This is a genomic window from Kibdelosporangium phytohabitans (assembly GCF_001302585.1).
Taxonomy (GTDB): domain Bacteria; phylum Actinomycetota; class Actinomycetes; order Mycobacteriales; family Pseudonocardiaceae; genus Kibdelosporangium; species Kibdelosporangium phytohabitans.
In genome coordinates, this window is record NZ_CP012752.1 from 6,360,639 (window position 1) to 6,374,915 (window position 14,277).

Sequence of the window (14,277 nt, forward strand, 5' to 3'; positions counted from 1 at the left end):
ACAATTCCTTCCACGTCAGCAAGAGGGGAACAGAACCGGCAGCGGATGCCGGACGTCGTCAGCGGGACTTGAACCGTCCGTCCAGCTTCCTCGCGGCGTCCTCGTCGAGTTCCGCCAGGTTCTTCGCCGCCTTCAACGACCCGCGGGCCGTCTCGACGATTCCTGTGCCCGCGGCGCCGGCGCCCTTCTGGAGGCTTTCCGAGTCCCCGTAGTAGTTCTTCTGGAAGCCCTTGCCTATCTCGTCATCGCCCCAACAGCCCTTGTACTGGTCGAGCACACCGGCCAGCTTCTGGTGGGCATCCTGCAGATCGAACCCGGCGTCCCCCAGGCTCCGCGAGAACGCCCGGAACTTGTCCAGGTCCAGGAAGAAGTCGTCAGCCATTGCCGCGTCCTCCCTTGCCGTTGTCTGCGGGAAGCGCGGGACTGTCGACGCCGAAACTGTCCAGAGTCTTGAGCATCGGGTCGACCAGCGCGTTGAGCATCTCGTCAGGTGACACCTTCCCGGTGACGATGTCGTTCAGGTCCAGTCCGGGAATGCCGGACGTGCCCATCAGGTCGGACATCTTCGCCATGGCCTGCGACCTGGCCAGCCGCAGGGTCTCGACGATCGACTGGGCGAGCTGCGCGGGCGCCAGCGTGCGGTACTTCGACCCGTTGAAGGTCAGATCGGCCAGTTCGCCCCGCCCGTCGACGGTGATCTCGAGCGAGTGGTCCTTGGCGCGCACGGTCGTGCTCGCCTCTTCCCAGTGTTTTCCGAGTTCTTCGAGCTTCTTGGTCTCGGCCTCGAAGCCGGCCCACGCGTCCTGCGCGGCCTTGGCGGGATCGGCACCCGCGAGGTTCCACTCAGCCATCACTTACCTCGTTCTATCAGTCGGTCCAGCTCGGCGAGCTTCTCGGCGAGCTGGGCCTCGACCTCCACTTTGGACATCCCCGCCTGGTGCCGCTCCGGCTCGGGTTCGCGCCTGCCCAGCGCGCCCGGTCCGGCATTCGACGAATCCCAGACCTCGGGCCGCGGCTCGCTCGGCACCGCCGCGACGCGGCTGTTCTGCTGCGACATCTGCCCACCGCCCATGCCGCCGAGCATCATCGGCGACATCGGGTAGCCGCTCAGCTGTGCGTTCGGGTCACCCGCACGTGCTGAATGGCCCCGGGTAGCCGGTTCGGCAGGTGGCTGGACGTCGCCGGGAAGTAATTCAGCCCCCGGCACGAACATTCCGCGATCCGCCGGATTCATCTGCAACGCGGCGGATTGCTGAACCGCGCCGCCGACTGCCGGGACCCCGCCGGAGCCCGCCGTCATCGCAAAGGAGCGCTTCGGGGTCACCTTGTCGGGGTCCACTGGCGGCTCGGCGGGCGACGACTGTCCTGCCACCGCCACCATGGGCTCTCCCTGACTGTTCCCTCCGGTGGCAACCGGAACGTCGGCGGACGTTTTGACCACGATCGCGTCCGCGCTATGGACACCGGCGGCGAGTGGCGCGACGGGCACAGTATCCGGGTGTTGCCCGGGTTCACGCTGGATCTTCTCCTCGACCGGTTTCCCGACCGTTCGCGTGCCCTTGGTAGCCGGTGTCTTGGTCACCTTCAGCGGCTGTACTGCTTTTCCGGTCGCCGGACCACTGTCCGCTCGTCCCAGCACTGCGGGCACAACGGCGACGCCCGCAACGGCTGTCTCATCCACATGGGACAGTGGCATTGCGGCGGGCTGCCCATGCCCCAGAACAGCGGGCGTGACCTTCGCCTGGTGGTGACCGGACTCGATCGATCCACCCGCGAGCAGGTCGGGATGAATCTCCCCCCGGCCGGTCGAATGACTCTCAGGTTCGCCGCGGCCGAGAACGTGGTGGGACCGGACTTCCGCCCCAGGCGGTCCGCCCGTGCCCTGTCGCCCGCCGGACAGCGGCGCCATCGGGGCGGCTACCGCCATCGCCATCCTCAACTGGGTGTCGTCGACAGGAACGTCGGGCGCCCCGCCCGGATCTTCCACGGTTCGCGTCACCATCTGCGGAGCGTGTTGCTCAGCCAGAGGACCTGTGGAGTGCGGTTTACCCGAGGACGGCTTGTCGACCACCGTGGGCGCCTCGAAAGGCAACGGGGTCATCGCGTTCGCGATGACCTGGTACGCCGCTCGCAGATCACGCAGGATCTGCTTGGCCGACTGGCCGTTGACCTCCGCGACCTCCTCTGGCGGTGGACCTCCGGCCACGGGCGGCGCGCTCTCCTGCTGCGCCTTCTGCCCTTGCAGGTCCCGCAACCGCCGCTGGTGCGCGGCCAGCAAGTCCCCGGCTTCGCGCAGGATCGAGCCGTAGCCGGGGTTCTGCAGGAACTGTAGTACGACGGTCGTCTGCCCGGAGACCCCACGCGCGAGGCTGTCGAACTCATCCGAGACCTTGCCGGTCCACGAATCCTGCACGATGTTCAGCTGGTGCCGGATCTGGTCGAGGACGTCCTGGAGCCGTGCGGCGGCCTGGTCGAACGCCGCGGCGCGCAGGTAGAAGGCCTCCGGGCTGACCTCGTTCACGAGCTGCGCCAGCTGGTCGAAGGTCAGCGCCTCCAGCATCGGGTCGTCGAGGACCGGCGGAGCCGGGCCGTCGGTCATCGGTCAGTCCCTCGGCCCAGCACCGGATCGTCGAACCCGTCCGGGTCGTCGCTCCACGCGTCCTTGTCGGCTTGCAGCCAGATCTGCGGCTCACGCTCGTTCTGCTGACCGCCGCCTCCGCCCATGCCACCCATGCCGCCCATTCCACCCATCATCGGCATGCCACCCATCGGCATCCCCGCACCGGACGCCGACATCATGGGGGTCTGTGCCGCGGGGGTCGCGGGGACCGTGGCGGCGAAAGGTTGCCCTGCCTGGCTGAATCCGCGCTGTCCGGCGACGTCGGTGTCGAACTGGGCGCGACTCACCGCCTCCGGCCCGGCGGAGGAGGTCGGGATCGAACCCAGCCCGCCACCGCCTGATCCGCCGCCCGGTCCACCGACCTTCGCCAGTTCGTCCATGGCGTGCTTGCCCGCCTCGAGCGGCATGCCGGCGTGCTTCTCGCTCAACGGTGCCGAGTTGTCACCGCCGAGGAAGTCCCGCAGCTTGGAGTGATCACTCGGCTTGACGTCGTCGATGGCCTTCGCGACTTGATCCTTGGCCTCTTCCAGCGCGTGTTTGGCCTCGGGGTCGGTGGTCTTGCCGATCAGCTCGTCGAGCTTCTCGTTCGCCACGTCCTTCGCGTCGTCCAACGCGTCGCGGGTAACGGGATCGACGCCGAGATCGGGTTTGGGGATGTCGGGCTTGGTCAGTTCCGGCTTGGTGATGCCGTCGCCGCGAGTGAACTCGTCGAGGGCGTCGCCGACCTCCTTCTTGGCGTCCTCCAGCGCTTCGCGGGCTTCGGGGTCCTTGGTTTTCGACAGCACGTCGTCGAACGCCTTGCGCGCTTGGTCCTGCGCTTCCTTCAACGCAGGAACCTCGGGACCGTTCGAGTGGGTCGACGGCAGGCCGCTGTCGGTCTTGAGCCCGTCGATGGCGTCACCGACCGCCTTCCTGGCTTCCTCAAGGGACTTCTTCGCCTCGGGATCGGTGGTGTGCTTGGCGACGTCGTCGATCGCGCCCAGTGCTTTCCGCTTGGCTTCGTCGAGCGCCTTCGTCGGCTGCGACTCGCCGGAGTCGCCCTTCAGGCCGTCGATGCCCTCGGTCAGCTTTTGCTTGGCCTTGTCGAGGGCCTTGTCCGCCTCCGGGTCAGTCGTACCGCCCGCGACCTTGTCGATGGCGTCCGTGGCTGCCTTCTTGGCGTCGTCCAGCGCCTTCTGCCGCTGCTGCTGCGCCGGGTCAAGAGCGGGACTGTTGCCACCCGTCAGCTTGCTGAGCGCCTCGCCGGGGTTCATGCCCGACGAACCAGGCGCGGGCGATCCGCCGCCTCGGGAGTTGCCGCCTGCACCGATGCCGTCGATGGCGTCACCCACCGCCTTCTTGGCCTCGTCAAGCGCCTGCTTCGCCTCAGGGTCGTTCGTCTTGGCCGAGATGTCGCCGATCTTGTCCTGCGCCGCCTTCTTCGCCGCGCCCAGCGGACCGCCCGCGCCCATGGACGGTATACCTGCCCCGCCACCGGACGAGCTTCCCGGCTCAGGCGCCACCTTGTCCTGTGGTCCGCCCGCGCCGATGCCGTCGATGGCGTCACCCACCGCCTTCTTGGCCTCGTCAAGCGCCTGCTTCGCCTCGGGGTCGTTCGTCTTGGCCTTGACGTCGTCGATCTTGTCCTGCGCCGCCTTCTTCGCCGCGCCCAGCGGACCGCCCGCCCCGCCTCGGTCCCCGCCGGGACCACCACCGGCACCGCCGGTCAAACCGCTCAGGTCCGGGCTCGACCCACCGGCCTTACCACCGCCCAAACCGCCACCTGCGCCGCCGCCCAGACCGCTCAAGTCCGGGCTCGGCGCGCCGAGCTTGCCTTTTCCTTCCTCGCCTTGGCCGTCTTCGCTGAACGGTGTCACAACCTTGCTGGGCATGGTCGTTGCCGTTGCGGGCTCGACTTTCCCCTGCCTCAGCTCATCTTTCTCGCTGTCCTTGTCGCTGTCCTTGTCGCTGCCCTTGCCACTGCCTTTGCCACCGCCCTCTTTGCCGCCGCCTTCCTTTCCACCGCTGCCTCCGGCGATGTCCCTGCCACCGGCGATGTGCAGCGGGGCGAGATCCTGTCCGAGGGAGTTGTACTGGTCACCGAGGGAGCTGAACAGCGTCTGGAGGTCCTTGACCAGCTGGTCCTTCGAGGTGGTCTCGAGCTTCTCCATGGCTGACTTCAGGTCGTTGAGCGCGTCCTGGAGGTCTCCCTCCGTCTGGGCGGCGGCGATGTTGGCGGCGGCGATCGCCTTGATCTCGTAGGCCACCTTCTCGCTGGCCTGGTCCGACCGCTCGATCGTCTCCCACCACGCGTTGCCGAACGCCTGGATCGTGTGCCCGATGTTCCCGATCGTCGTGCCGTACCGCTTGCTTTCGATCGTGTGGAAAAGCTCCTCGCTGTCCTTGAGGATGTCGGTGGCGTACTTGTCGAAGGCCTCGCCGGCCGCACCCTCGAGGTTGTCCTTGAGCGACTTGATCTCCCGCTGGAACTGCTCGTTCACCTCACCCAAGCGTTTCGTGGCCGCGTTGACCTTCTCCTCGAGCACGTAGAAGGCTTCGGCTGTCGAGTTGCCGGACAGGCTCACCTTGCCGCCACCGCGTTGCGCGACGAGGCCGGCGGTCGCTTCTATGAGAGCTTCAAGGGAACCGTACTGCCCGACAGCCAGAGGTGGCGCCGAGGCGTTGTAAAGGCCAACATCTTGGCTTCTGTTGTCGGGCATTTCGAAACCCTATCTGCTGTTCAGCGGTTGCCGATCGGTCCACATCACCGCAACGGTGGCTTGAATGCGCTTCCTCGGTCCCGAATCGGGCACGCACAGGTCACCTGCCACATCCCCGTTCGTGTCAACTGGGACAGAAGCGTCTACTTCGGACCGCCGCCGCCACCGTGCTTGTCACCCTCACCCTTTTCCACCAGTTGCTTTCGCTGATGTTCGTGTTCGTCATCGTCGTCATCGTCGTCATCGTCGTCGGGTTCATCTCGACCGACCGGGGCGTTGAGGTCGTCGTTGTAGCCGTCGCCATCGGTGCCGTTGTTCTTGCCGCTCGGCGTGAAGTTCGTCTGCTGCTTCTCGGTGTTCTCGTCCAGCTGGGTGATCTCGGAACCGATGGTGGTCTGCATGTCCTTGAGTGCGCCGGCGACCTTCTGCGCGTTCTCCCCGTCGAGACCGTCGAAGTCCGCGGCGATCCGTTTCAGCGTCACCTCCATCTTCTCGAAGGTCAGCTTCAGGTGCTCGGCATGTGCCACGATGCCGTTGCGCCGGTCGTCGACGATCCGCTCCAGCCACTGGGCCAACGGGAACTTCCCCGCATTCGGCCAATGCGCTTTCAACTCGGTGAACGGGGCCATGTCGTCCAGGATCCGGCCCAGGTTGATCCCCGCGTTCTTCACACGCTCACTGACATACTTCGTCGTCTGAGACACGACAATGACTCCTCACGGGGAGAACTCAGACGGCAGTCCGCCGGCCAGGCACGTTCGGGACAGCCGCCTCAATCTCCCTTGCGTTGTTCTGGTCAAGGGTCTCGAATCCCGTCGCGATTCGCGTAAGGATTTGCTGCATCTCGTCGAGCGACACCTTCAATTGCCCGACATGCCCGACGACTCCGCGGCGACGATCGTCAACGACTCCTTCCAGGTGCTGGGCCTGGTCGAAGTTGCCGATCTTCGGCCAAGCGGCCTGCAACGCCGTGAACGCGGACATGTCATCCATGATCCGGCTGAGATGAGCCGCCGCTTCCTTCACCGCTTCGACATTGAGCTTCGTGGTCACTCGTGACTCCGTAACTTTGTCCGCACCATTGCTGTGCGGAGAAATGCAAAGCGGTGCGCCGGGCCGGACAAGCGACCCAGCACACCGGACGGTCAGTAATCACCAAAGCTTCTGGCGCTGTTCTTGTCCTGAAGCTGGAACTTGTGGATCACGTCCTCCATCTTCTTTTCCAGCGACGTGAGGTCGTTGGCGTTGACGGTGAGGTCGCCCTCGAGGTCGTCGCAGAGCCTGTCGTACGCGTCGGCCGTGTCACCGGTCCAACCCACCAGGATCTTCTTGACGTCAGCCTGCATCGCGTCCGTCTGCTCGACGATCCACTGGGCTGCCTTCCTCATCTCCTCGACGCAGTATTCGAGCGTCGTGTAGTCGTATGTGATCGTGTCGTCGCGCGAAACCATGGTTTCTTCCTTTCAGAAGCCGAACAGGGACAGGCGGTGCGGATCAGGAGGGCACGCCGAGGAAGTTGAGGGTGCCCAGCGGCAGCTTGGTGATCTCCTCCATGTGCTGCTGGTCGAGTGCTTCCTGGTTGCTGGCCTCGCGCCGGATGTTCTCGGCCATGTTGCGCATGTGGTCCAGAACCGTCTTGCGAACGGCTTCGACCCAGTTGTCGCAGGTGCTGGTCAGCGCCCGGGTGGCGGCGCTGGTGCTCGCCATCATCGTGTTGTGGACTTCGGTCTTGAGCCCATCGAGTTTCTGGCTGATGTTGTCGGCCATCGCCTCGTGCCTGGCGGCCTGCTGATTGCACTTCTCAACGCTGACCTGTGCTGTCTTGGGCATCTGATCTCCCTGTTGTGTTTCCTGGACACGTCACGTCGTAGGGCCGCGACGAAGCCTCACTACAACCCCACGCTAGTTTCCCGGCGGTGACCGGGTTTCTCCTTGCCCTAGCGATGACCGAACAGGCGGAATTCCCCTCATGAGCGTCAAAGCCGCTCATCGCTCAGGTGCCTGGGTGCGCAGCGCCGCGTCCACGCTCAACAGCGGGCCGGACGGCAGCAACGCGAGCAGTTCGGCGGACACCTGCACGGCGGACTGCTCGGAGTAGCCGAGCGCGCCCACCACTTCGGGATTTCCCAGCGGATATTTCGTGCCCGTCTCGGTGATGAGGTACACCGCCCCCGGCGACGGCAGTTGCCTGGCCAGTACCCCTTTCCCCACCGGGATCGAGATCCGGTCCGCGGACATCCCCGCGGGGTGCGCGGCCAATGGCATGGCTTTCGCGTTCACCACCGAGGCTTGCAGGTGTCCGATCACGACCTTCGAGTCGCTCCTGCCGACCGGCGGGATGCTCGCGCACGCCGTCGAATCCTGGGCCGGGTTGACGATATGCGGAGGTTCCGGCGGCAGTCCGGCGGCCAGGTCGGGACCGCTCTTGGAGTACGGCACGCCGGACAGCGCGTTCGGCCCAGCCTCGACGGGCAACACCTTGCCGCCCGCGTAGGCGGCCTTTGTGGACTCCGCAGCCAGCAGCAACGCCGCGCTGGTCCGGCTCAGCGGCGCGACCCCGTCTCCCCGGACCAGGTACAGCTGGTCGGTGTCGATCGCCGGGTTGCGGATCTGGTAGATCTGACCGATGGTGCTGCGGCGGCCGTCGATCACCGGGCCCTGCTGCCCGAGCCCCGGTGTTCGCGGGACCGCGATGTCCCGCCCCTGCGGCAACGGATTCAGCCACGCCGCGGTGACCGTCATCGGGTCAACGCCGCCGTAACCCAGCGCCTCGGCCTCTGTCCTGCTGGGAATCCGGTGCCGCTTCCCTTGCCACACCAGGTAGGCATGGCCGTCAACGCCCTCGACCAGCATGGCGTGCCGGTCGGTCAACACGCGCTCGATGGCTTGTCCGAGCAGGAGAGTGACCGTCGGGCCCGTCGCTGGCGGTCCGGGGAGAGGTTGCTGTGCGCACACTGTCCACGCGCCCGCGTCGAGCGCACCGCTCGCGGGCAACGCGTCCGGCGCGCCCGCGATGCCGATCGGCTGTCCGACCGGTGTTCCCGTCAGGGATTTCTGCGACACCGAGAAGACCTGGCCGTTGCCCGACTTGCCACCCACCAGCCTCGCCGACGAGTAGTTGAGCACCGGCCGCAACTGGTTGTCGAGGAAGACGTAACGCGCACCGGTCGTCTCGTCCATCACGATCGCTCCCGGCTGACGCCACGTCGTGTTGCCGCCTGGGGCGAAGACGCCGTAGATCCCGAAGATCCCCATCAGCACGGCCCCCAGGACCACACCGATGAAGGTGCCTGTGTTCAGCCGCTTGTTCGGTTGTTGCAGCACGTCGGGCCTGCCGTGCACGACGGCGGACACCAGCCTCCCGACCACGAAGAAGTACGCCTGAACTTGATCCCTTTTGGACTGCATCAGCCCGCCAGCCCGCGCATCCAGGCGTAGACGCCCAGCACCTGCAGCAGGATCGGGACGACCGCGACCGCGGTCAGCGTCTCCAGGATCTCCGCCGCACGGCCCCAGTACGGCCGGAACCGCTGTCCCGGCAGCAGCCTGCTGAACATCAGCATGACCAGCCCGACGGCCAGCAGCGGGGCGCAGATCACGAGCAACCTGCCGAGTTCGCCCTGCTCGGCGGCGATCTGCCGCAGGTTCTCGACGACCGTGACGGTCGCGGGCACCAGGATCGCCCACCGCTGCACCGCCCCGCTCGGATGACGGGTGCGCAGCAACAGCAGGAAAGCGATGACGAGCGACAACACTCGCGTCCAAGTGTCGCCTCCGGCGACCAGCATCGGCAGCATCACTGTCAGCGCCGCACCGAGCCCGACGTGCAACGCCGTCGAGTAGCCCACGGTCGCCGTGCCCCGTTCCACCACGAGCCTGGCTGGAACCGGGTCGATGTCCTCGCTCAGCTCGTCCGCGCCGGTAGGCAGCATCGGCAGGGTGAGGCCGGACAGCCGGAACGCCGTCGCGGGAACGTAGACGCCGATGATCAGCGACACCGACAAGCCGATTCCCACAGCCTGGGGCACCGTCACCGAAGCCACCGAAGCAATGAACCCGGTGATGGCCAACACCGCGGCGAACATGATGGCACCGGTGAACACCAACGCCGAGTCGGCGACGACGACCACCCCGACGCAAAGCAGCAGCAGCGCGACGGCGAGTGCGACAGTTGCGTGCACCGGCATCGCCGCGATGGGAGCGAACGCACGCACGAGCAGCACACCACCCAGTGCGCCGTAGCAGGCCGCCACGATGGCCATGATCGTGGCGGCAGAGGGATCCGCCATGCCTCGCGCGACCAAAGCGCTGCCACCTACGAACAACAACGCGGTGCCGAAGGCCAGCAAGGACTGCGTCAGAGCGGATCCGGTGCCCGGGATCAGCCAGAGCCCCAGCAGCAGGGCGACGGCCGCGCCGACCCGGAACACCCAGCGGGTGTGCCCGGCCTGCCACGCACCCGGGTGATCCCTCACCTGCTCGCCGACCCCGTCCACCAGGTCGTCGTAGTCGATCGCCGCGAGCTGGTCGGCACGAGGTCTCAAGTAGACGGTCTCGCCGTCGAGCAGGTTGAGCTCGGCGAGCGTCCGGTCCTCGTCCAGCGGCCGCTCACCGAGCCGCTGCACGACCCAGCCCTCGTGGTCGGCGCCCTGTTCGATCCATTCGGCGCCGAACTGCGGCAGCACCGCGGGCAACAAGTCGATCAGCGTCGCGTCGGTCGGCAACGCCACGTCAGTGGCTTTCTTGCCGAGAACGAACCGTAGCCTCGCCGAGCTCGTTGTGCGATGCTGTGTTTGCTCTTCCATCCGGTGTCAAGGTCCTTCCTGCCAGGGATGCCCAGACCCTGAACACGGCCGGAGCCTAGTTCCGCGCGGCGCCAGTTCCCGCGATCCGGGGCCTGTCCCGGCCAAAAGGGGGAAGTCCACTCACCGAGGGAGAGCAAGTGTGAGCACGGTGCTGTTCGCGCGCCGGGCCAGGCGGCCGAAACCGGCCGCACCGGCCGACGAGATCGAGATCCAGGAACCACCCGCCGTCCCGGAGGACACCGGCGGCGGGATCAGCTCCGTTCTGATGTACGCGCCGATGGGCCTCGGTTCGATCGCGATGGTGATGATGTTCGTGCGGCCCGGCTCCGGGCTGATGTCCTACATCGGCGGCGGGATGATGCTGCTGTCGGTCGTCGGCATGCTCGTCGTCCAGCTGTTCCGCAATTCGGTGACGCACAAGCAGCAACTGCACGGGCACCGGCGCGACTACATCCGCTACCTGACGCAGCTGCGCAAACGCGTCCGCAAGTCGCTTGCCGCGCAGCAGCGTGCGGCGCGCTGGATCCACCCTGATCCGCGTGCGCTGTGGTCGATCGCGTTGGGCTATCGGTTGTGGGAGCGGCGTCCCGCGCAGGACGACTTCGGCGAGGTGCGGATCGGCGTCGGCACGCAGCGCTCGACACTCAAGCTGCTGCCACCGGACACCAAGCCGATCGAGGACCTGGAACCGCTTGCGGCACATGCGCTGCGCCGTTTCCTGCGCGCGTACTCCACCTTGCCCAACGCGCCGATCGCGGTGTACCTGCGCGGTTTCGGGCAGATCCAGCTCAGCGGTGAAGACGAGGCAGTGTTCGGCCTGGTCCGCGCGGTCCTCGGCCAGCTCGCCACCGCACACGCCCCCGGCGACGTCCGGATCGCGTTGTGCGCGAGTGAGGACCGGCTCGCTCGCTGGGACTGGCTGAAGTGGCTGCCGCACAACCAGGACCTGGACAGCCGGGACGCCGCGGGCGCGCGCAGGCTGGCCGCGGCGGACATCAACGAGGCGGAGTCGCTGCTCGGTGGCACGTCGTTCACCGGTCGGCCCCGGTTCGAGGCCGACACCCCGGTCACCGCGTCGGAACCGTACGTGGTGCTCATCCTCGACGGCGTCCGGATACCCGGCGACCACCGGGCCGCCGACGAGGGCTACCGCAACGCGGTGGTGCTGGACGTCTCCGGCTGCCTGCCGTGGCACCAGCGGCCGGGCGTGCTGTTCCTCGAAGTGGCGGCGGGCAAGGCCAGCACGGTCACCTTCGACCGGCTCGGCAGGCAGGCGACCAAGCCGCTCTGCACGCCGGACTCGCTGAGCGCGACCGCGGCCGCCGCGCTGGCGCGGACGATGGCGCGGTACCGGGTCGGTGAGGTGAACGAGGACGAGGAGCCGCTGGCCGTCGACTACGACCTCGCCGGGCTGCTCGGTCTCGGCGACGTCGCGCACTTCGAGCCGGTGAAGTACCGCAGGGAACGGATGACCGCCAAACGGCGGCTGCGGGTGCCGATCGGGATCGCCAACAACGGTACCCCGATGGAACTGGACATCAAGGAGGCAGCCGAGGACGGGATGGGTCCACACGGGTTGTGCGTCGGCGCCACCGGGTCCGGCAAGAGCGAACTGCTCCGCACGCTCGTGCTCGCGCTGGCCGTGACGCACTCGTCGGAGGAGCTGAACTTCGTTCTGGTCGACTTCAAGGGCGGTGCTGCCTTCCTGGGCTTCGACCAGCTGCCGCACACCTCGGCGGTGATCACCAATCTGGCCGAGGAACTCGAACTGGTCGACCGGATGCAGGACGCGCTGACCGGGGAACTCAACCGCCGTCAGGAGTACCTCCGCGCGGCGGGCAACTACGCGTCCCGCCGGGACTACGAGGGCGCACGGGCACAGGGCGTCCCGCTCGAGCCGATGCCCGCGCTGTTCATCGTGGTCGACGAGTTCAGCGAGATGCTGTCGAGCAAGCCGGAGTTCATCGACGTGTTCGCCATGATCGGCCGGCTGGGCCGCAGCCTCGGCGTGCACCTGCTGCTGGCGTCCCAGCGGCTGGACGAGGGCCGGATCCACAAGGTGGAGACGCACCTGTCGTACCGGATCGGCCTGCGCACGTTCTCCGCGATGGAAAGCCGCAGCGTCATCGGCGTGCCGGACGCGTACGAACTGCCCAACAGCCCGGGCAACGGCTATCTGCGCCCGGACACCCAGACCCTGATCCGGTTCAAGGGCGCGTACTCCTCGTCGCCGTACCGGCCCAAGCAGCGCGCGACCGGGACCGAGTCGGTCGAGCAGCACATCGTGCCGTTCGGGATGCACTACATCGAGCCCACTGCCGCGCCTGAGCCCGTGGACGAACCGGAACCGGCGGACGACGAGTCGGGGATGGACACCGTGCTCGACATCCTCATCCAACGGATGCGTCACATCGGTCCGCGGGCGCACCAGGTTTGGCTTCCGCCGCTCAAGCAGCCTGCGACGCTCGACCAGCTCCTGCCGCCGCTGGTGGACCACGCCGAACTCGGCCCGCGCCCGGTCGGCAACCTGCAGACGGGGAACCTCACCGTGCCGGTGGGCCTGATCGACCTGCCCGCGCAGCAGAAACGGGAACTGCTGATGGCTGACCTGTCCGGCAGCAAGGGCAACGCGGCGATCGTCGGCGGACCGCAGAGCGGCAAGAGCACCATGCTGCGGACCCTGATCGCGAGCCTCGCGCTGACGCACACCGCCGCGGAGGTCCAGTTCTACTGCCTCGACTTCGGCGGAACGCTGACGTCGCTGGCCGGGCTGCCGCACGTCGGCAGTGTCGCCAACCGGCTCGACCGGGACCGCGTGACCCGGACAGTGCTGGAGGTCGTCAACATCATGACCCGCCGTGAGGCGATCTTCGCCGAGCACAACATCGACTCGATGGCCACCTACCGACGGGCCCGCAAGGACGGCCGGTACGCCGCGATCGACCCGTACGGCGACGTTTTCCTGGTGGTCGACGGCTGGTACACGATCCGGCAGGACTTCGAGGACGTGGAGGAGAAGTTCACCGAACTCGCCGCCCGCGGGCTGAGCTTCGGCATCCACCTGGTCGTCGCGTCCAGCCGCTGGTCGGAGATGCGGCCGTGGCTGCGTGACGTGCTGGGCACGAGGTTCGAGCTCAAGCTGGGCGACCCCACCGACTCGGAGGTCAACAGCCGGTTCGCCGCGACCGTGCCCGCGATCCCCGGTCGTGGCATCACCCCGGACCGGCTGCACTTCCTCGCCGCGCTCCCCCGGATCGACGGCCGGCCGGACACCGAGGACCTCGCCGAGGCGACTGTGGAGCTGGCCGAGGCGCTGGCGCTACCGACAGCGCCTTCCGCGCCGAAGGTGCGGCTGCTGCCGCACACGCTGACGGTCGCGGAACTCCCGGGCCCCACCGCCGCTGGTCCGGCCGCGGAGATGCGGGTGCCGCTCGGCATCGACGACGTCGAGCTCGCCCCGTTGTGGCACGACTTCGACACGAGCCCGCACCTGCTGGTCTACGGTGACGCCGAGACCGGCAAGACCAACCTGTTGCGGCACATCGCCCAAGCCGTGGCCGCACACCACACGCCGGACGAGGCGAGGGTGATCTTCGGCGACTTCCGCCGTGAACTGCACGACTCCATCCCCGCGAGCCACCAGCTCGAATACGCGGTCGGCGCGGAGGCACTGGCGAAGACGCTCGCGGGCGTGGCGGAGGTGCTCAAGGAACGCATCCCCGGGCCGGAGATCCCCCCGAGCCGGCTGCCCCAACGGGACTGGTGGCAGGGCGGGCGGCTCTACGTCGTCATCGACGACTTCGAACTGGCCGAGGCCCACGGCAGCGGCCCGCTGGACCCGTTGGTGCCGTTGCTCGCGCAGTCGGCGGACATCGGCGTGCACATCGTCATCGCGCGCAGCACGTCAAGCGCGAGCCGGTCGATGTCCAACTCCGCGATCCGGCGGATGTGGGAGCTCGGCACACCCGCGCTGCTGTTGTCGTGCCCGAAGTCGGAAGGCTCCTTCCTCGGCACTCTGAAGCCGCGCGTCCTCCCGCCCGGCCGGGGGCAGTTCATCAACCGCCGCCGTGCGGTCCGGCTGGTGCAGACGCCGCTGGTCGAAGGTGTGGAGAAACCGAGCAGGGACTGAGGGAGCAGCCGGTTGCGCGCGGGC

The 14,277-nt window shown here is 67.5% G+C and carries 11 protein-coding genes; 1 reads left to right on the plus strand and 10 read right to left on the minus strand.

Going from position 1 to position 14,277, the window contains the following annotated elements; translation table 11 throughout:
• Positions 1-58: 58 nt before the first annotated feature.
• From AOZ06_RS28765 to eccD, 10 genes are all read right to left on the minus strand, one after another.
• Positions 59-382 (minus strand): hypothetical protein, encoded by a 324-nt coding sequence (locus tag AOZ06_RS28765; RefSeq protein ID WP_054292258.1) that lies wholly within the window; start codon positions 380-382, stop codon positions 59-61.
• Positions 375-851: a YbaB/EbfC family nucleoid-associated protein gene (locus tag AOZ06_RS28770; RefSeq protein WP_054292259.1), complete on the minus strand. Its 477-nt coding sequence runs from the start codon at positions 849-851 to the stop codon at positions 375-377. Before AOZ06_RS28770 ends, AOZ06_RS28765 begins: the two co-directional genes overlap by 8 nt.
• The gene (locus AOZ06_RS28775) at positions 851-2,599 is read right to left on the minus strand and encodes a hypothetical protein (protein ID WP_054292260.1); all 1,749 of its coding nucleotides are present in this window, start codon (positions 2,597-2,599) and stop codon (positions 851-853) included. The genes AOZ06_RS28770 and AOZ06_RS28775 overlap by 1 nt, the downstream gene beginning before the upstream one ends.
• Positions 2,596-5,319 carry a hypothetical protein gene (locus tag AOZ06_RS28780; protein WP_157233305.1) on the minus strand — a complete coding sequence of 908 codons (2,724 nt, stop codon included), beginning with the start codon at positions 5,317-5,319 and terminating at the stop codon, positions 2,596-2,598. Before AOZ06_RS28780 ends, AOZ06_RS28775 begins: the two co-directional genes overlap by 4 nt.
• 143 nt (positions 5,320-5,462) lie before the next feature.
• The gene (locus AOZ06_RS28785; RefSeq protein WP_179950749.1) at positions 5,463-6,023 is read right to left on the minus strand and encodes a hypothetical protein; all 561 of its coding nucleotides are present in this window, start codon (positions 6,021-6,023) and stop codon (positions 5,463-5,465) included.
• Positions 6,024-6,048: 25 nt separating this feature from the next.
• A complete protein-coding gene (locus AOZ06_RS28790; protein ID WP_054292262.1) occupies positions 6,049-6,372 on the minus strand; it encodes a hypothetical protein in 324 nt (107 codons plus the stop codon).
• A gap of 92 nt (positions 6,373-6,464) precedes the next feature.
• The gene (locus AOZ06_RS28795; RefSeq protein ID WP_054292263.1) at positions 6,465-6,770 is read right to left on the minus strand and encodes a WXG100 family type VII secretion target; all 306 of its coding nucleotides are present in this window, start codon (positions 6,768-6,770) and stop codon (positions 6,465-6,467) included.
• Positions 6,771-6,813: 43 nt separating this feature from the next.
• Positions 6,814-7,149, minus strand: coding sequence for a hypothetical protein (locus tag AOZ06_RS28800; protein WP_054292264.1), 336 nt, complete (start codon positions 7,147-7,149; stop codon positions 6,814-6,816).
• A gap of 156 nt (positions 7,150-7,305) precedes the next feature.
• Positions 7,306-8,727 carry a type VII secretion protein EccB gene (eccB, locus tag AOZ06_RS28805; RefSeq protein ID WP_054292265.1) on the minus strand — a complete coding sequence of 474 codons (1,422 nt, stop codon included), beginning with the start codon at positions 8,725-8,727 and terminating at the stop codon, positions 7,306-7,308.
• On the minus strand, positions 8,727-10,124 hold the full coding sequence (gene eccD, locus AOZ06_RS28810) for a type VII secretion integral membrane protein EccD (RefSeq protein ID WP_054292266.1): 1,398 nt from the start codon (positions 10,122-10,124) through the stop codon (positions 8,727-8,729). The genes eccB and eccD overlap by 1 nt, the downstream gene beginning before the upstream one ends.
• A 139-nt stretch (positions 10,125-10,263) precedes the next feature.
• Between eccD and eccCa the strand changes: the two genes are divergently transcribed.
• Positions 10,264-14,253: a type VII secretion protein EccCa gene (gene eccCa / locus AOZ06_RS28815; RefSeq protein ID WP_054292267.1), complete on the plus strand. Its 3,990-nt coding sequence runs from the start codon at positions 10,264-10,266 to the stop codon at positions 14,251-14,253.
• The last annotated feature ends 24 nt before the right edge of the window (positions 14,254-14,277 follow it).